The organism is Pseudomonas fluorescens (assembly GCF_018614655.1).
Taxonomy (GTDB): Bacteria; Pseudomonadota; Gammaproteobacteria; order Pseudomonadales; family Pseudomonadaceae; genus Aquipseudomonas; species Aquipseudomonas fluorescens_BX.
In genome coordinates, this window is the sequence record NZ_JAGGOG010000014.1 from 1 (window position 1) to 16,522 (window position 16,522).

Below are 16,522 nucleotides of genomic sequence, written 5' to 3' on the forward strand. Positions count from 1 at the left end.
AACTTTTAACTCAGGACACTAGTGATTCGTTTCATATAAAGCACCTCGCGGGTAAAAATCTGGCAAACGCACTCAAACTACCGTATGTGCCAGGCACTGACCAGATGGACAGTACCTGGCTAATTGCCGACCGTGCCAGGGTCATAGTCAGTCCAGCGACCGACCAAATAACATTACATCAGTGCGCCGCTCCGCGAACCGCGCAATGTTGGGTAATCGGGCCCACAGTGTGAACCCCCGGGATTGAACCATTTTTTGACTCACCACGTTCTCCCTCATAATCCAGGCCACTACCGTTTCCATACCGTGATCACGGGCAAGATCCACGGCAGCTTGACACAGGCTTGCGCCAATCCCTCGACCCACATTTTCAGCGCGTACGTAAACTGAAATTTCTCCCGTCAAGCCCGTGGCCTGGGTCCCCCAGCTAAATCGATTAACGGACAGCCACCCTACGACCTCTCCTCCAAGTTCAAGAACGTAAACAGGCATTCCATCCTTTTTATAAAAATTAATGTAAAATCTCATCTGCTCCAGCGTTGCAGGCGTTATGACCGGAGAGTTGGCACCCGTTTCAGCCGTTTCGTTAAAAATAGCCAACATCACTGGTAAGTCGAAATCCGTCGCTGGGCGCAATCCAGACGGCCAAGGCTCAGAACACACGAGGTCTTCTCCGCTCATACATTTAACTCCTCTTTAAAGAGCTGTTTTTTCAATTGCGTTCGCGCCCGGGCCAGTCGTGACCGAACAGTGCCGACAGGCACCCCCAAACAGGAAGCCGCTTCCTTATACCCCATATCGGAATCAACGATCAGGTACACCACGGCCTGCATGTCCACCGACAACCCAGTAATGGCCTGTAACGTCAGCGTTAACAGTCTTTGGTGCTCACTCAAATCGGATGGATCATTATCGCAGCTGAGCTGCTCGCCCCAATCATTTATATCCAGTTCCAGCGGCTTACGATATTGGCTTCTAATATGATTATTCACCAAATTATTGGCAATCCCAAACAACCAAGTCTCAGGCCTTGAATCCCAACGAAACTTATCCAGATTACGCAAAGCTTCGAGATAGGTCGACTGCATCAGGTCCTCGATGTCCTCGGGCTTGGACACTCTCTTGCAAATAAAATAACGCAGTCGTTTGTCGAAACAGAGGGACACCTCTCCCAGGTCAAACTTCACATCGTTACCTGCCAACGGATTGCCTTCCAAACGCACAGTACTCATGTTTAAACACCTCGAACAGTGGTTGTAATCTCGGCCCTGAGATTCAGCACCAACCGTGCCAGAAGCAAAGCAAACATAACCGTTTGAAATCGTGCATTAATTTAATAATGCCCCAGACATTAAACAACCTTTCTTGCAATTCACCACCTGCAGCCATGCCATTTTTTGCACAATATCGAAATACCGACATCACTTGAACGCCGCACAGAACCCAATCACGTTGCAGCGAACATCATCAAACCCCGACGACGTGACTTGTGCACGGCGACATGGCGCAACAACATGGCCATCATTCGCCAATAGATGGCCAGCCGAAATGTTCGAGACCACGCAGCTGATTTCATAAAATCACTGGGCTTAAACTGTGACCGCTCCCCCAAATGCAAGTGAAGCATAATCCATTCAGACCAATGCACATCATGATTAACTTTCGTCCCTGACGGGGCGGCCGTCATCAACCTGTACATCAAATAAATAGGCAGTCCAGCAAAACGGCCAAGGCGGTTAGCACATTGCCCTTACTACCCCCATTCAACGTATCGTCAAGCGCGGGATGACGGGCGATAACCGTGTACGGCCAGGAGCAATCAAGCCCTGACAGACCTGTCTGTCTGGCGGACATGGCAACTCTCGTCCGTGAAAAAACTTGCAACATGTTACCGAGTTAAACGGTTTGAACACAGAGTGCATTCATTACCTACTAAGATCGCCATCAACTAAGACGCAAGAAGAAACACACTGATCATCGAAGGCTAAGATGTCGATAATTTTTCCATACCCCAAAAAGGACTTAGCAACATGTATGCACGCAAAGTTTGGTTGACGTTTGATGATGCCCCTCGTGTGGGCAGCACGAAAGTTGTGCTCGACACCCTGGCAAAATTTAATATACACGCGACATCTTTTGTCGTTGGCAATCGAATCGCCGCCAACCGTGTTCGAATCCAACGCATGCTTGCCGAGGGACACTGTAGCGGCAGTCATACTTACGATCATCTCAGGCTGGTGGGTCCAACCAGAGAAACCATTATTGAGCAAATTGAAAAAACGCAAGCCGTGTTGGACGTGTTCCTACCACACGATGCAATTATGCGCCCGCCTTATGGCGCCCACGATGTCTTTGTCGATAAGGTGATCGCTGAAATAGGCTATCGCCAAGTATTGTGGAGTGTCGATACCCAGGATTGGAGTCCCGAATACAAGCCCAATGGTTGGATCCAACACGGTATGGATCAGATCAACGCGCAAAAAAGATGCGATCGTACTGATACACGACATCCATCTGACCACGGCGGAAAACATGAATCTATTAGTTCAAAAAATCAACACGTTAGGTGACTTCACGCTTGCCTCCCCGTCGACATTGACCTTGCCACCCATCTATCAAGAAACCCTGTACACCGTTATCAAGGCCGATACGTTATCCAGGATCGCCAGAGAGTTTTACAAACGACGCCCGTCAGTGGCAACTGATCTTCGATGCCAACCGATCGATCATCGATCATCCCGACAGGATCTACCCAGGGTTGGCGTTAATCATACCTGCGATCGAAAACTGAGTCGGGTTGGCCCTGCCAGCGAGGAACCATTCAGCGTCGACCGCAGAGGGTGTCTCGTGGTTTTACAAGTCAGGGGGCGACCTGCTGCTTCGCTGTGTGGCGCAGGCATCCACCAAGATCGTGGAAAAAGCCGAAACCCAGACGGTTCGTTCGCGGCCAGGCCGTCATCCGCTCGCGCTCATTCGCCAGCCGCTTTGTTATCCGTTTTGGCGCTTCTGACGCCGCGGGTGCGGGTAAGGATGAACGAAGCGCTCCTGAACTGGCGCAGGCCATCAGCAGCCCGCAAACCCGCATAATTCACTACGTTGTCTGCACACGTTGTCTGACCGGGATCGTTTCGAGCACGCCACGACACCGACGACGCCGGCCACCGGATGTCCAAGCCCGCTGATAGTTGTTTAGACTGTTGGCGCTGACGCCGAATTGACCCAGTGGCCGATGCCACAATGACCCAACACCAATGGCAAAAATCAAGCACTGGCAATGGCTTACAAGGTCAGAGCCTGGGTCAGTGAAATTTCGGCATCTGGATCAATCCTGCGCTGGCGACAACACAAGTGCTGTCAGATAGTGATTGATATTGGACTCAATTTCCTCCATTAGCCGTCGAAGCTTGGAGCTGGTGAAGTTCCGATCCCGATTGTTGACCCTTTGAACTTGCTGCCGTCGATAGCAACGGGCGCCTCGGAAAACAACCCCAATTGTTGGCACAGCACCACAAATTGACGACACACACCGCGGATGGCCTTGCCGTTGTCTTTGCGGAAATTGGCGATGGTTTTGAAGTCCGGCCTCAAGCGACCAGTCAGCCACATCAACTCGATGTTGCGCTGGGCTTCTCGCTCCAAGCGCCGGCTTGATTGAATGCGGTTGAGGTAGCCGTAAATGTAGATTTTCAGCAGGATCGCGGGGTGGTAAGCAGGTCGGCCAGTATCGGCGGGAATGATGCTTTCAAATCCCGGCTTGCCCAGGTCAAGTTCGTCGACAAAGACATCGATTACACGAACCGGATTGGTATCTCTGACATAGTCGTCGAGGCTTTCGGGAAGTAACGTGCTTTGACCTCGGTGTTCGCCTTGAATAAAGCGCTTCATGGGCAATCCCTGCGATGTAATCCTCAGAAATCATAGCAAGGGGTTGCGGAGGCGTTTTTACACACTCTGGGTCGATCTCTGCCGATTCAACGGACGAGAGTCGGCCGATTCTGTTTAAACAGTCGGCCATGGTTTCTACGACAGGAACGCGGTTCAGATCCAAGTCTTTTCTTTCAGCAGGTGAATTACCTAACCTCTCAAGCGACTAGGTTAAGGTTCCGAGCGACTCTCCACCGCTCATCCGGTTGTGCCTAACGGCACACGCCAAAATTTGGAAAAAATTCTCGGTGGGGCAAAAAGTGGGGCAAAAATCAGTACTCCGGAAAAACGGTAAACCATAAAAAATCCAGTCACCACTAAGTGACTGGATTTCCTAAAATTATATGGTCGGGACGGAGTGATTCGAACACTCGACCCCTAGCACCCCATGCTAGTGCGCTACCGGACTGCGCTACGCCCCGACTAGGCGTGAAACTGGGTTCGCTTCGTAACGAAGCGATCAGGAATATACCGCAAGCTTTTGAAATGTGGAAGTATTTTAAAAGCCGGAATTACTTCTTCAAAACCACCAGCACATCTTCCAATTCGGAGATCATCTGGCGGATCAGTTGCTTGTATTGGGTGGTGTCGTCTTTGGCTTCATCACCGGACAAACGCAGGCGCGCGCCGCTGATGGTGAACCCCTGGTCGTACAGCAACGCACGGATCTGTCGGATCATCAGCACATCCTGGCGCTGATAATACCGACGGTTCCCGGTGCGTTTGACGGGGTTGAGTTGAGGAAACTCCTGCTCCCAATAGCGCAGCACGTGCGGTTTTACCGCACACAGCTCGCTGACTTCACCAATGGTGAAGTAGCGTTTGCCCGGGATGACGGGTAGTTCGTCGTTATGACTTGGTTCCAGCATAAGCCTCAACTCGGGCCTTCAACTTCTGCCCTGGACGAAAGGTGACCACACGGCGAGCCGTGATCGGGATTTCTTCTCCCGTTTTTGGATTGCGGCCAGGCCGCTGGCGTTTGTCCCGCAGGTCAAAGTTACCGAAACCGGATAACTTGACCTGTTCGTTGTCTTCAAGAGCGTGCCTGATTTCTTCAAAGAACAGCTCAACCAATTCCTTGGCCTCGCGCTTGTTCAGGCCCAGCTCTTCATACAGACGTTCCGCCATCTCAGCTTTCGTCAAAGCCCCCATACGTCACTTCCTTAACGTGGCGTTCAACCTTTGTTCGAGCGAGGTGAGGATATTTTGCGTCGTAGTATTCACCTCATCGTCATTAAGAGTGCGCGATGGATGCTGCCAGGTCAAGCCAACTGCAAGGCTTTTTCTATGCGGATCAATGCCTTTACCCTGATAGACGTCAAATAGCCTGAGGTCCGTCAGCCATTCCCCTGCATTTTCACGGATTACGTCCAGAACAGCACTGGCCGCCACCTCACGATCTGCAATCAAGGCCAAGTCACGTCGCACTTCAGGGAAACGCGACAACTCGCTGAATTTAGGCATTTTGCCCGAGGCGACTTCAGCCAAGACTAGCTCAAAAACAAAGACCGGACGGTCGAGGCCGAGGGTTTTCGACAATTCAGGGTGGATGGCGCCGACGAAGCCCACCAGACGACCGTCCCGCTCGATACGTGCGGTCTGGCCCGGGTGCAACGCTGGGTGGCTGCCCGGAGCAAAAGTGAATGCATCCAGTGCACCGGCAAAGCCCAGCACCGCTTCCACATCAGCCTTGACGTCGAAGAAGTCCACGACATCGCGACCTTGCGCCCAGCCTTCCGGCAGGCGACTACCGCAAACCACGCCAGCCAGCATCGGCTCTTGCTTCAGGCCTTCCAACTGACCGACAAACCGCAGGCCACTTTCGAACATGCGCACGCGGTCTTGCTGACGGTTCAGGTTATGGGAAAGCGCTTTCACCAGACCTGGCCACAGGGACGAACGCATGGCCGCCATGTCGTTGGAGATCGGATTGGCCAGCAACAGCGGCTCAACACCCGGGTTGAACAGTTCGAACTGCTTCGGATCGATGAAGCTGTAGGTCACTGCCTCCTGATAACCACGGGCTACCAGCAGGCGACGCAGTTCAGGCAGATGCGCCCGAGCTTCGGCCTTGGGCTGCGGTGCCAGGCGGGCTTGCGGGTAGCGAACCGGCAGGCGGTTGTAGCCGTACAGGCGGGCCAGCTCTTCGATCAGGTCGACTTCGAGGCTGATGTCGAAACGATGGCTTGGCACTTCTACGCGCCACTGCCCTGCCCCATCAGCGCTGATGCCCAGGCCGAGAGCCGACAGCAGACGCTCGATTTCAGCGGGTTCAATGACCAGACCGAGCATTTGCTCAACACGCTGGGCACGCAGGGTGATCGGGGCAATCGACGGCAGGTATTGCTCGCTGACGGTCTCGATGATCGGGCCGGCTTCGCCACCGGTGATTTCCAGCAGCAAGCCAGTGGCGCGCTCCATGGCTTCACGGGCCAGTTGCCAGTCCACGCCACGCTCGTAGCGGTGCGAGGCGTCGGTGTGCAGGCCGTAGGAGCGGGCCTTGCCAGCAACGGCGATCTGGTCGAAGAAAGCGCTTTCGAGGAATATGTCACGTGTGGTCGCGGATACGCCGCTGTGCTCGCCACCCATTACACCGGCAATCGCCAGCGCGCGGGAGTGGTCGGCGATCACCAGGGTGTCGCTGCGCAGGGTAACTTCCTGGCCATCCAGCAGGACCAGCTTCTCGCCCTCCTCGGCCATGCGTACGCGGATGCCACCGTTGATTTCGGCGAGATCAAATGCGTGCAGCGGTTGGCCCAGCTCCAGCATCACGTAGTTGGTGATGTCGACAGCGGCGTCGATGCTGCGTACTTCGGCACGGCGCAGGCGCTCAACCATCCACAGCGGTGTTGGCTTGGACAGGTCGACGTTACGGATGACCCGGCCCAGGTATCGTGGGCAGGCAGCCGGAGCGAGCACTTCGATCGAACGAACTTCGTCGTGGACCGCAGGCACTGCCGCTACCACCGGACGCGTGACGGTCGCTGCGTACAGCGCGCCCACTTCACGGGCCAGGCCGGCCAGGGACAGGCAGTCGCCGCGGTTCGGGGTCAGGTCGACCTCGATGCTGGCGTCTTCCAGGTCCAGATAGACACGGATGTCCTGACCCACTGGCGCGTCGGCCGGCAGTTCCATGAGGCCGTCGTTGCCTTCACCGATCTGCAGTTCGGCCTGGGAGCACAGCATGCCGTTGGACTCGACGCCCCGCAGCTTGGCTTTCTTGATCTTGAAGTCGCCCGGCAGTTCGGCACCGATCATGGCGAACGGAATTTTCAGGCCCGGGCGCACGTTCGGCGCTCCGCACACGACCTGGAAAGTCTGCGCACCATTACTGACCTGGCACACACGCAATTTGTCAGCATCCGGGTGCTGCTCAGCGCTTAGCACCTCGCCGACTACCACGCCACTGAAAACACCGGCGGCCGGCGTAACGCTATCGACCTCAAGACCGGCCATCGACAAACGAGCAACCAGCTCGTCGCGATTTACCTGCGGGCTTACCCAGCCACGCAGCCATTGTTCACTGAATTTCATCCTGCTCTCCTAAAGGTTCGTTACGACTAGCGAAATTGCGCGAGGAACCGCAAGTCGTTGTCGAAGAACAGACGCAAGTCGTTCACGCCGTAACGCAGCATGGCCAGACGCTCAACGCCCATGCCGAAGGCAAAGCCCGAGAACTCTTCCGGGTCGATCCCGGACATACGCAGCACGTTGGGGTGAACCATGCCGCAACCCATGACTTCCAACCAACCGGTCTGCTTGCAGACCCGGCAACCTTTACCGCTGCACATCACGCATTCCATGTCGACTTCAGCGGACGGCTCGGTGAACGGGAAGTACGAAGGGCGGAAACGCACCGCCAGTTCTTTTTCGAAGAACACCCGCAGGAACTCTTCGATGGTCCCTTTGAGGTCGGCGAAATTGATGTCGCGATCAACCAGCAGGCCTTCGACCTGGTGGAACATCGGCGAGTGGGTGATATCGGAGTCGCTACGGTACACACGGCCTGGGCAGACGATGCGGATCGGCGGCTGCTGCGATTCCATGGTGCGGACCTGTACCGGCGAGGTATGGGTGCGCAACAGCATGTTCGCATTGAAATAGAAGGTGTCATGCATCGAACGGGCCGGGTGATGGCCTGGGATGTTGAGCGCCTCGAAGTTGTGATAGTCGTCTTCGACCTCAGGGCCTTCGGCGATGCCGTAGCCGATGTGGGTGAAGAACTGCTCGATACGTTCCAGAGTCCGGGTAACCGGATGCAGACCGCCTGAGGTCTGGCCGCGGCCAGGCAGGGTCACGTCAATGGACTCGGCGGCGAGCTTGGCCGCAAGATCGCCCTCCTCGAACAACGCCTTGCGCGCATTGAGAACCTCTGTGACACGCTCCTTGGCAACGTTGATCAGCGCACCGACTTGCGGGCGCTCTTCTGCCGGCAAATTCCCCAGGGTCTTCATCACCTGAGTCAATTCACCCTTTTTGCCAAGGTAGTGAACCCGGATTTGCTCCAGGGCATTGATATCTTCTGCGCTTTGCACAGCCTCTAGTGCTTGAGAGACCAGCGCATCCAGGTTTTCCATGTACAGACTCCAGATACAAAATAGGGGAAGAGCTTGAAGGCTCTTCCCCTATTTAAGACGTTTAACACCTTGGGCCACGGAAGCGGCCCGAGGTGACTGTCGGGGGTACTTAAGCCAAGGTGGCTTTAGCTTTCTCGACAATCGCAGCAAACGCCGCTTTTTCGTTCACTGCCAGATCAGCCAGAACCTTACGGTCGATCTCGATGGACGCTTTTTTCAGGCCAGCAATGAAACGGCTGTAGGACAGACCGTTAACACGTGCACCAGCATTGATACGAGCGATCCACAGAGCGCGGAACTGACGTTTTTTCTGACGACGGTCACGGTAGGCGTATTGGCCAGCCTTGATAACCGCTTGCTTGGCAACACGGAATACGCGTGAACGCGCGCCGTAGTAACCTTTAGCAAGTTTCAGAATTTTTTTGTGGCGCTTACGCGCCATGACGCCACGCTTTACACGAGCCATGAGTTACTTCCTCTATTCTTGACTAAAATTAACGAAGGCGCAGCATGCGCTCGACTTTTGCCACGTCAGACGGATGCAGCAAGCTGCTACCGCGCAGTTGACGCTTACGCTTGGTCGACATTTTAGTCAGGATGTGGCTCTTGAAAGCGTGCTTGTGCTTGATGCCGTTAGCAGTTTTCAGAAACCGCTTAGCAGCACCACTTTTAGTTTTCATCTTTGGCATGTTCGGTACTCCGCATTCAGTTGATAAACATAATCAGAAGGCCTGCCGTGCCCTATTGATTACTTCTTCTTTTTCGGGGCGATGACCATAATAAGCTGGCGTCCTTCCATCTTAGGATGCTGTTCGACCGAACCGTACTCGAGCAGGTCAGCTTCAACCCGCTTGAGGAGTTCCATCCCCAGCTCCTGGTGGGCCATCTCACGGCCGCGGAATCGCAAGGATACCTTGGCCCTGTCCCCATCACTCAGGAAACGTACCAGGTTGCGCAGTTTTACCTGGTAATCCCCTTCCTCCGTCCCTGGACGAAACTTGATTTCTTTTACTTGAATCTGCTTCTGGTTCTTCTTCGCTGCGGCAACCTGCTTCTTCTTCTCGAAGATCGACTTGCCGTAGTCCATCACCCGGCAAACGGGTGGGATTGCGTCGGCGGAGATTTCCACCAGGTCCAATTTGGACTCTTCAGCAATACGAAGCGCTTCATCAATCGAGACGATGCCAATCTGCTCGCCGTCAGCGCCAATTAACCGAACCTCGCGTGCCGAGATATTCTCGTTGATCGGGGCTTTCGGTGCAGCTCGTTTATCTTGTCTCATTTCACGCTTAATAATAATTACTCCGAATCTGGGCGACCACGCCGGGAAACCGCTTGCGCGAGGAACTCAGCGAACTGGGCGACGGGCATCGAGCCCAGGTCAGCACCTTCACGAGTACGCACAGCGACAGTCTGCATCTCGACTTCCCGATCTCCGATAACCAAAAGATAGGGAACCTTGAGCAAAGTATGCTCGCGGATTTTAAAGCCGATCTTTTCATTTCTCAAGTCAGACTTGGCACGAAATCCGCTTTCATTGAGAGTTTTTTCAACTTCAGCGGCAAAATCTGCCTGTTTATCAGTGATATTCATGATCACTGCCTGGGTCGGAGCCAGCCACGCAGGGAACGCACCCTCGTAGTGCTCGATCAGGATTCCGACAAATCGTTCGAAGGATCCAAGGATCGCCCGGTGCAGCATAACCGGGTGCTTGCGACTGTTGTCTTCGGAGACGTATTCGGCTCCCAAACGGATCGGCAGGTTAAAATCGAGCTGCAAAGTACCACATTGCCAGACACGGCCAAGACAATCTTTCAGCGAGAACTCGATCTTCGGACCGTAGAAGGCCCCCTCACCCGGCTGCAGATCGTACGCAAGGCCCGCGCTATCTAGGGCGGCGGCCAGTGCAGATTCAGCGCGATCCCACAGCTCGTCGGAACCAACGCGTTTTTCCGGACGAGTGGACAACTTCATTTCGACTTCGGTAAAGCCGAAATCACGATAGACGTCCATGGTCAGCTTGATGAACGCTGCGGATTCAGCCTGCATCTGCTCTTCGGTGCAGAAGATGTGGGCGTCGTCCTGGGTAAAGCCACGCACGCGCATGATGCCGTGCAGTGCACCCGACGGCTCGTTACGGTGGCAGGCACCGAACTCGGCCAGACGCATCGGCAGCTCGCGGTAGCTCTTCAGGCCCTGGTTGAACACCTGGACGTGGCACGGGCAGTTCATCGGCTTGATGGCGTAGTCGCGGTTTTCCGACTGAGTGGTGAACATGTTGTCGGCGTAGTTGGCCCAGTGCCCGGATTTCTCCCACAGGCTGCGGTCAACGACCTGGGGAGTCTTGATCTCCAGGTAACCGTTGTCGCGCTGAACTTTGCGCATGTACTGCTCAAGCACCTGATACAGGGTCCAGCCGTTCGGGTGCCAGAACACCATACCCGGCGCTTCTTCCTGGAGGTGGAACAGGTTCAGGCGCTTGCCGATCTTGCGGTGGTCGCGTTTTTCGGCTTCTTCGATACGCTGGATGTAGGCTGCCAGCTGCTTCTTGTCAGCCCAGGCAGTGCCGTAGATCCGCTGCAGTTGCTCGTTTTTCGCGTCGCCGCGCCAATAAGCACCGGACAGCTTGGTCAGCTTGAAGGATTTCAGGAAGCGTGTATTCGGCACGTGCGGGCCACGGCACATGTCGACGTATTCTTCGTGGTAGTACAGGCCCATGGCCTGCTCGTCCGGCATGTCTTCCACCAGGCGCAGCTTGTAGTCTTCGCCGCGCGCGGTGAACACGTCGATCACTTCGGCACGCGGAGTGACCTTCTTGATGACGTCGTAATCTTTCTCGATCAACGCGTGCATGCGCTGTTCGATGGCCGCCAGGTCGTCCGGAGTGAAGGGACGCTCGTAGGCGATGTCGTAATAGAAACCGTCGTCGATGACCGGACCGATGACCATCTTCGCCGTTGGGTACAGCTGCTTGACCGCGTGGCCAATCAGGTGCGCACAAGAGTGGCGAATGATCTCCAGCCCCTCTTGATCCTTGGGCGTGATGATTTGCAGGCTGGCGTCAGAGGTGATCAGGTCGCTGGCGTCAACCAGCTTGCCGTCGACCTTGCCGGCCACGGTGGCCTTGGCCAGGCCTGCACCAATGGATGCGGCGACCTCGGCTACGGAAACCGAATGATCGAATGAACGTTGACTGCCGTCGGGAAGAGTAATAGTTGGCATGGCGCCTCCTCTCCTAGTGGTGACCCCTACCAAAGGTCACGTGGGTTGGGATGAGCCAGTACAAGATCCAATACCAGGCCGTTCACTGATGAACGCCTGCCTTACAGCGGCAGGAGCCTTTCGGCCAACCGATAATCGAACCAGAGTGACTGGAGTTGAACAAAAAGATCGTGGCTGGCGGCAAATGGCACGCCTGAAAATAGCCAAGCGGCAGATGCTAGCACAGATGAACGGTCATCGCGCTGGCCTCGTCCGCTGATAAAGGCAAATTTCAGGCTTTTATGAGGCGGAGTGAACTTGAACTGTACGCAGGGCCTCAAAGACAACGAGAATTGCATTCCGTCCTAACGACCCAAGGAGCATTCAACTATGCGTCTTAACTCCCTACTCGCCGCCGCTTCCCTGGCACTTCTCCTTCCGCTGGGCGCACAAGCAGCAGCGCCATCCAACTGGCCTGCTGGCGCCCGGGACAGTTTTGTTCAAGACTGCAGCTCGGCAGCCAGCCAGAACGTTGATGCCAAAACGGCCAAAGCCCATTGTGAATGCGGCGCTGACAAGATCAATGCCGAATTGAGCACTGCCGAGATAAAGGAACTCATGACCAACCAGAACGCCAGCCCGGAGCTTAAAAACAAAGCAGTCGCGGCTATTTCGTCCTGCAAAGTCGTGAAGAAAAAGTAAGATTCGCCACAAATCAACTGGGTGATTTGCCCGAAAAACGCCCTAAAAACTGCCAATTCTCACAAATTACACAGCTTTTACGGCTTTTTTTACCAACTGATATTTCGCTCAAAAGCCCCGTAAATCGGGGCTTTCAGCCACACAAGGCACGAAGCACAACGCCATTGATTAGCAAACAATGCCTTGGGGGGGCTCCCAAGCCGAACATTTCGACTATGATACCCCGGTGTGCCCAGTTGGCCTGAGCAGCACAGTACTACTGAAAATATATGTTTCTTGGAGATACACCATGTCTAATCGCCAAACCGGCACCGTTAAATGGTTCAACGATGAAAAAGGCTTCGGCTTCATCACTCCTCAAGGTGGCGGTGACGACCTGTTCGTACACTTCAAAGCTATCGAAAGCGACGGTTTCAAAAGCCTGAAAGAAGGCCAAACCGTTTCCTTCGTGGCTGAGAAAGGCCAAAAGGGTATGCAAGCTGCACAGGTTCGCGCAGAGTAATTTCTGAGCTGAACTAAAAAAACCCCGTCCATGTGACGGGGTTTTTTATGGGCGCTGCAAAAGTTGTGAGCAATCAGCCACAGTTGACGCGGGTGATCACCAGGTTGTCGTCAGCGTTGAGGTTCAAGCGATCGGAGCGGTATTCCAGGGTGATCATATCGTTGGGCTTGAGAATCCGTGCATTCTGCGCGCCGGCGCGAGTACGGGCCTGCTCCAGCAACTGGGGCGACGCTTTCTGACCGATCGTGAACTCGGCAGCCTTCGCCTCGCAACGGCTATGACCTGAATCGGCCACCGCAGCATCTTTGGCCGGCTCAGAGGTACCCGGGGTGCTACAGCCCGCCAAAACGAGTGCAGCGAACAAGGTACCGAATGATGCGAGCTTCCAAGGCATGGAGCCTCCTTTTGAGAAAAATGGACAGAGTTCGTGCGACAGCAATTTCGAGGATAGGTTTCAGAAATGTAACCAACTCGCGACAAGTCTGCCTGACTGAACGCCAGGTCTTTGCGAATCAATCGTCACCAGATATGAATGTGCGCTAGTAGACGTCGATGTAGTCAAACGGCGGCTTTGGCCAGTTCTGCTTCAGCGCATTGAAAATCTGCATCACCCACACTTCATCGCTGGCCGCCACGTTGCCGACGTAACCGGAACCGGCCGCCCAGGTCTCCAGGCGAAACAGCAGCCCGTCGATATCAACGCCCCCCACGACACCCGATGAGATGTAGGCAATGCCATCTTTGGTGACCCGCAATTGCGTGTGAGCGTTGTCGCTGGCAGACGCAAGCATCTGACGAACAGCGTCCAGTGTCAGGTTCTCGGGGTTGTTCAAATCGATCTGCACGCGGCTTGTCCTGGTAATTAAACAGGCCAACAGTGTCGCACAGCCCTCCCGACATGCCTAAGTAGCAGTGCCAAACACCTTGCAAAATGGTTAACTCGACAGGCTAGACATTGCCCAACCCAGACTGGCGAGACACCTATGACCACCGTAACCATCCATGCCGACATCAAAGCCAAGTGGCCCCAAGGGCAAGGTTCCTACAGCCCTGGCACTCCTGAAGAGTTGGCGATCATTGGCATAGACCTGCTGGTCAAGGAGCTGGGGACCCAGGCGGCGCAAGCCTTTATCGGCCAGGTATTCGAAAAATACCCGGCCGATCACATGGGGGCACAAGACCCCGAGCGCGAATAAGACCCGGCCAGCGAACGCCGACCGGCAAGTGATTTACTTCAGGCGTGCAAGACGCTCGGTCAACAGATCGAAGAAACCTTGGGCATCGCCGTTTTCAACCCAGAACGCGTTCTTCGGCTGTTTCAGGCCGTCGTACCAATCGACGATAGTCTGGCCAAAGGTCGGGCCTTCACGGCTGTCCACTACCACGTTGACTTCACGCCCGCTGAACAACGCAGGCTTGAGCAGGTAGGCAATCACGGTAGCGTCGTGTACCGGGCCGCCTGGGATGCCGTAATGCTCCATGTCGCCTTTGACGTATTCGTTAAGAATGTCGCCAACCACCTTGCTCGCGTTGTTGTTCAACGCCGCGATCTTCTTCAGGCGCGCGTCACTGGTCAGCACCTTATGGGTCACGTCGAGGGGCAGATAGGTCAGCTTGACGCCACTCTTGAGCACGACCTCGGCCGCAATCGGGTCGGCGAACAGGTTGAACTCGGCCACCGGCGTAATATTACCGCCGTTGAAATGCGCACCGCCCATCACCACCACTTCCTTGATGCCTTGGGTGATTTCAGGTGCCTGGGTGAGTGCCAGGGCCAGGTTGGTCTGCGGACCGAGCATGGCGATGGTGATGCTATGGGGTTTGGCAGTGCTCAGGGTTTTGATCAGGTAATCAACCGCATTGCCCTCGGCCAGCCCCTCTTTGGGCTCATGTACGGTGACACCGGAAATACCTTCCTTGCCGTGAATATTCTCGGCGTAGATCGGTGTGCGCAACATCGGCTTCGGCGCACCGGCATACACAGGAATTTCCGGGCGCCCTGCCCACTCGCGCGCCAGACGCGCATTGCGGGAAGTCTTGTCCAGGCGCACGTTGCCGGCAACCGTGGTCAGCGCACGAATGTTCAACTCTTCAGGGGAAGCCATGGCGAACAGCAGGGCAACCACATCGTCGGCACCCGGATCGGTATCGATGATCAGGTCGATTTTTTCCGCCGCCTGGGCGCTTGCAGCAGTTAGCACGGACAAAAGCAGCACACTCCGAAACAGTTGTCGCAGGGTTGGGGTACCACGTTGCATGACGCACTCCTTGTCTTGGGGGAATTCTAGAACGTTACGCCGGAGACCAGCGCGATATTGCAGTAGGGCTGACACTCGCCCGTACGCACCACCGCCCGGGCCTTGTGACTGAGCTGCTTGAATGCTTCATGGCTGAGCAAGCGACGCTCGCCGAGGGCCGCCTGCTCATTCAGCGCATCAAGATCGAGCAGTGCAGGCGGTTGCTTGAGCAGGATTTCTTCGGCCAGTACGTGGCTTTCCACCTGCATCTCACTGAGCACGATGCGCAGGGTGCTGATGAAGTCGGGAATACCCTTTGTCAGCGCCAGGTCGATCAATTCGACACCCGGCGGCACTGGAAGACCGGCATCACCGATTACCAGAATGTCACCGTGGCCAAGGGACGCGATCAGCCGCGACAAGGCGATATTGAGCAAGGGAGTCTTTTTCATGAGAGAACAAAACCTTGAACGTCGTGCAACGTGGGAATGGAGGGTTGCGCGCCGGCGCGTGTCACCGACAACGCCGCGGCAACCTGACCAAAACGGATGGCCTCTGCTTCGCTTTTACCGTTGGCCAACGCCGCTGCAAAGCCACCGACGAAGGTGTCACCGGCAGCCGTCGTATCCACGGCCTTGACCTTGGGCGCCACGAGATGCTCGAAGCCCTGCCCGTCCGCGAACAACGCACCTTCAGCACCGAGGGTAATAATCACTTTGCCCGCACCGGCCTTGATCAGACGAGTGGCGGCAATCTTGGCTGTGTCCAGGGAGTCGACCACCACGCCACTCAAGGCCGACGCCTCGCTTTCATTGGGAATCAGGTAGTCGATCGACGCATACCACTCGGCGGGCAGCGGGCCGCTGGCAGGCGCGGGATTGAGGATCACAGTCTTGCCCAGTTCACGACCGCGCTTGAGGGTGTGGCCTACGGTGTCCATCGGCACTTCGAGCTGGCAGACAATCACGTCGCCCGCCTGCAACACGTTATCGAATGCCTGCAATGAGGCTGGCGTCAGTTGGCCATTGCTGCCGGCGACGATAACAATCGCATTCTGGCTGCTGTCATCCACCACAATCAGCGCCACGCCGCTGGAACCCTCCACTTCACTGACAGCCTGGCAATCAATGCCCTCAACCAGCAGGGCCTCCCGCAGTTGGACGCCGTAGGCATCGGTGCCCACGCAACCGACCATGGAAACGCTTGCACCCAGGCGTGCCGACGCAACCGCCTGGTTGGCGCCCTTGCCGCCCGGAACCGTGGAAAAGGATTGGCCCATCAGGGTTTCACCGGCGCGGGGCAGACGACTGGCCCGGGTGACCAGGTCCATGTTCAGACTGCCTACTACCACTACTTTTGCTGGCATACATCAGTACTCA

The 16,522-nt window shown here is 55.6% G+C and carries 19 protein-coding genes, 1 tRNA gene and 1 pseudogene; 4 read left to right on the forward strand and 17 right to left on the reverse strand.

Features of this window, described 5'->3' with window-relative positions; all coding sequences use genetic code 11:
- Window positions 1-147: 147 nt before the first annotated feature.
- A complete protein-coding gene (locus tag J7E41_RS13855; protein ID WP_214993680.1) occupies window positions 148-681 on the reverse strand; it encodes a GNAT family N-acetyltransferase in 534 nt (177 codons plus the stop codon).
- The gene (locus J7E41_RS13860) at window positions 678-1,232 is read right to left on the reverse strand and encodes an RNA polymerase sigma factor (protein ID WP_214993681.1); all 555 of its coding nucleotides are present in this window, start codon (window positions 1,230-1,232) and stop codon (window positions 678-680) included. Before J7E41_RS13860 ends, J7E41_RS13855 begins: the two co-directional genes overlap by 4 nt.
- Window positions 1,233-2,030: 798 nt before the next feature.
- Between J7E41_RS13860 and J7E41_RS13865 the strand changes: the two genes are divergently transcribed.
- Complete coding sequence (locus J7E41_RS13865; protein ID WP_214993682.1) at window positions 2,031-2,570, forward strand: polysaccharide deacetylase family protein; 540 nt, start codon at window positions 2,031-2,033, stop codon at window positions 2,568-2,570.
- A gap of 755 nt (window positions 2,571-3,325) precedes the next feature.
- On the opposite strand, the pseudogene J7E41_RS13870 reads toward J7E41_RS13865, so the two are convergent.
- The 10 genes and pseudogenes from J7E41_RS13870 to thrS all read right to left on the reverse strand — a co-directional run.
- A pseudogene (locus J7E41_RS13870) lies at window positions 3,326-3,885 on the reverse strand (transposase); the annotation flags it as partial.
- 384 nt (window positions 3,886-4,269) lie between these two features.
- Window positions 4,270-4,346, reverse strand: a tRNA-Pro gene (locus J7E41_RS13875).
- 90 nt (window positions 4,347-4,436) lie between these two features.
- Window positions 4,437-4,793: a MerR family transcriptional regulator gene (locus tag J7E41_RS13880; protein ID WP_093414414.1), complete on the reverse strand. Its 357-nt coding sequence runs from the start codon at window positions 4,791-4,793 to the stop codon at window positions 4,437-4,439.
- Complete coding sequence (gene ihfA / locus J7E41_RS13885) at window positions 4,774-5,076, reverse strand: integration host factor subunit alpha (protein ID WP_002553164.1); 303 nt, start codon at window positions 5,074-5,076, stop codon at window positions 4,774-4,776. Before ihfA ends, J7E41_RS13880 begins: the two co-directional genes overlap by 20 nt.
- A gap of 3 nt (window positions 5,077-5,079) precedes the next feature.
- Window positions 5,080-7,458, reverse strand: coding sequence for a phenylalanine--tRNA ligase subunit beta (gene pheT / locus J7E41_RS13890; RefSeq protein ID WP_214993683.1), 2,379 nt, complete (start codon window positions 7,456-7,458; stop codon window positions 5,080-5,082).
- A 26-nt stretch (window positions 7,459-7,484) separates the two neighbouring features.
- Window positions 7,485-8,501 (reverse strand): phenylalanine--tRNA ligase subunit alpha, encoded by a 1,017-nt coding sequence (gene pheS / locus J7E41_RS13895; protein WP_214993684.1) that lies wholly within the window; start codon window positions 8,499-8,501, stop codon window positions 7,485-7,487.
- 109 nt (window positions 8,502-8,610) lie between these two features.
- Window positions 8,611-8,967, reverse strand: coding sequence for a 50S ribosomal protein L20 (gene rplT, locus J7E41_RS13900; RefSeq protein WP_003219940.1), 357 nt, complete (start codon window positions 8,965-8,967; stop codon window positions 8,611-8,613).
- Window positions 8,968-8,995: 28 nt separating this feature from the next.
- The gene (gene rpmI, locus J7E41_RS13905) at window positions 8,996-9,190 is read right to left on the reverse strand and encodes a 50S ribosomal protein L35 (RefSeq protein WP_002553160.1); all 195 of its coding nucleotides are present in this window, start codon (window positions 9,188-9,190) and stop codon (window positions 8,996-8,998) included.
- 59 nt (window positions 9,191-9,249) lie between these two features.
- Complete coding sequence (gene infC / locus J7E41_RS13910) at window positions 9,250-9,801, reverse strand: translation initiation factor IF-3 (RefSeq protein ID WP_015884933.1); 552 nt, start codon at window positions 9,799-9,801, stop codon at window positions 9,250-9,252.
- Window positions 9,801-11,723: a threonine--tRNA ligase gene (gene thrS, locus J7E41_RS13915; protein WP_169355413.1), complete on the reverse strand. Its 1,923-nt coding sequence runs from the start codon at window positions 11,721-11,723 to the stop codon at window positions 9,801-9,803. The genes infC and thrS overlap by 1 nt, the downstream gene beginning before the upstream one ends.
- A 369-nt stretch (window positions 11,724-12,092) precedes the next feature.
- Between thrS and J7E41_RS13920 the strand changes: the two genes are divergently transcribed.
- Window positions 12,093-12,404, forward strand: a complete 312-nt coding sequence (locus J7E41_RS13920; RefSeq protein WP_214993686.1) for a hypothetical protein — start codon at window positions 12,093-12,095, stop codon at window positions 12,402-12,404.
- 289 nt (window positions 12,405-12,693) lie between these two features.
- Entirely contained in the window at window positions 12,694-12,906 is a 213-nt protein-coding gene (locus J7E41_RS13925) for a cold-shock protein (protein ID WP_007905882.1), read from the forward strand.
- A 73-nt stretch (window positions 12,907-12,979) separates the two neighbouring features.
- Here the strand turns inward: J7E41_RS13925 and J7E41_RS13930 are convergent, their stop codons facing one another.
- Both J7E41_RS13930 and J7E41_RS13935 read right to left on the reverse strand, forming a co-directional pair.
- On the reverse strand, window positions 12,980-13,300 hold the full coding sequence (locus J7E41_RS13930) for an I78 family peptidase inhibitor (protein WP_169355415.1): 321 nt from the start codon (window positions 13,298-13,300) through the stop codon (window positions 12,980-12,982).
- Between the two features lie 145 nt (window positions 13,301-13,445).
- On the reverse strand, window positions 13,446-13,751 hold the full coding sequence (locus tag J7E41_RS13935; protein WP_214993687.1) for a hypothetical protein: 306 nt from the start codon (window positions 13,749-13,751) through the stop codon (window positions 13,446-13,448).
- Between the two features lie 138 nt (window positions 13,752-13,889).
- Here J7E41_RS13935 and J7E41_RS13940 point away from each other — a divergent pair, with 138 nt between their 5' ends.
- A complete protein-coding gene (locus J7E41_RS13940; protein WP_214993688.1) occupies window positions 13,890-14,102 on the forward strand; it encodes a hypothetical protein in 213 nt (70 codons plus the stop codon).
- Window positions 14,103-14,135: 33 nt separating this feature from the next.
- Here the strand turns inward: J7E41_RS13940 and J7E41_RS13945 are convergent, their stop codons facing one another.
- From J7E41_RS13945 to rbsK, 3 genes are read right to left on the reverse strand one after another with little or no spacing between them, the layout of a single operon-like run.
- Window positions 14,136-15,164: a nucleoside hydrolase gene (locus J7E41_RS13945; RefSeq protein ID WP_169355417.1), complete on the reverse strand. Its 1,029-nt coding sequence runs from the start codon at window positions 15,162-15,164 to the stop codon at window positions 14,136-14,138.
- 26 nt (window positions 15,165-15,190) lie between these two features.
- Complete coding sequence (gene rbsD / locus J7E41_RS13950) at window positions 15,191-15,595, reverse strand: D-ribose pyranase (protein WP_214993689.1); 405 nt, start codon at window positions 15,593-15,595, stop codon at window positions 15,191-15,193.
- Window positions 15,592-16,509, reverse strand: coding sequence for a ribokinase (rbsK, locus tag J7E41_RS13955; RefSeq protein WP_214993690.1), 918 nt, complete (start codon window positions 16,507-16,509; stop codon window positions 15,592-15,594). The genes rbsD and rbsK overlap by 4 nt, the downstream gene beginning before the upstream one ends.
- Between the last annotated feature and the right edge of the window lie 13 nt (window positions 16,510-16,522).

Excerpts from the sequence above, each read along its gene's own strand:
- pheT (WP_214993683.1), bottom strand. The coding sequence starts at position 7,458 with ATGAAATTCAGTGAACAATGGCTGCGTGGCTGGGTAAGCCCGCAGGTA.
- rbsD (WP_214993689.1), bottom strand. The coding sequence starts at position 15,595 with ATGAAAAAGACTCCCTTGCTCAATATCGCCTTGTCGCGGCTGATCGCG.
- J7E41_RS13860 (WP_214993681.1), bottom strand. The coding sequence starts at position 1,232 with ATGAGTACTGTGCGTTTGGAAGGCAATCCGTTGGCAGGTAACGATGTG.
- thrS (WP_169355413.1), bottom strand. The coding sequence starts at position 11,723 with ATGCCAACTATTACTCTTCCCGACGGCAGTCAACGTTCATTCGATCAT.
- J7E41_RS13865 (WP_214993682.1), top strand. The coding sequence starts at position 2,031 with ATGTATGCACGCAAAGTTTGGTTGACGTTTGATGATGCCCCTCGTGTG.
- J7E41_RS13945 (WP_169355417.1), bottom strand. The coding sequence starts at position 15,164 with ATGCAACGTGGTACCCCAACCCTGCGACAACTGTTTCGGAGTGTGCTG.
- J7E41_RS13920 (WP_214993686.1), top strand. The coding sequence starts at position 12,093 with ATGCGTCTTAACTCCCTACTCGCCGCCGCTTCCCTGGCACTTCTCCTT.
- J7E41_RS13925 (WP_007905882.1), top strand. The coding sequence starts at position 12,694 with ATGTCTAATCGCCAAACCGGCACCGTTAAATGGTTCAACGATGAAAAA.
- rpmI (WP_002553160.1), bottom strand. The coding sequence starts at position 9,190 with ATGCCAAAGATGAAAACTAAAAGTGGTGCTGCTAAGCGGTTTCTGAAA.
- ihfA (WP_002553164.1), bottom strand. The coding sequence starts at position 5,076 with ATGGGGGCTTTGACGAAAGCTGAGATGGCGGAACGTCTGTATGAAGAG.
- J7E41_RS13940 (WP_214993688.1), top strand. The coding sequence starts at position 13,890 with ATGACCACCGTAACCATCCATGCCGACATCAAAGCCAAGTGGCCCCAA.
- J7E41_RS13880 (WP_093414414.1), bottom strand. The coding sequence starts at position 4,793 with ATGCTGGAACCAAGTCATAACGACGAACTACCCGTCATCCCGGGCAAA.
- pheS (WP_214993684.1), bottom strand. The coding sequence starts at position 8,501 with ATGGAAAACCTGGATGCGCTGGTCTCTCAAGCACTAGAGGCTGTGCAA.
- J7E41_RS13855 (WP_214993680.1), bottom strand. The coding sequence starts at position 681 with ATGAGCGGAGAAGACCTCGTGTGTTCTGAGCCTTGGCCGTCTGGATTG.
- J7E41_RS13930 (WP_169355415.1), bottom strand. The coding sequence starts at position 13,300 with ATGCCTTGGAAGCTCGCATCATTCGGTACCTTGTTCGCTGCACTCGTT.
- rbsK (WP_214993690.1), bottom strand. The coding sequence starts at position 16,509 with ATGCCAGCAAAAGTAGTGGTAGTAGGCAGTCTGAACATGGACCTGGTC.
- rplT (WP_003219940.1), bottom strand. The coding sequence starts at position 8,967 with ATGGCTCGTGTAAAGCGTGGCGTCATGGCGCGTAAGCGCCACAAAAAA.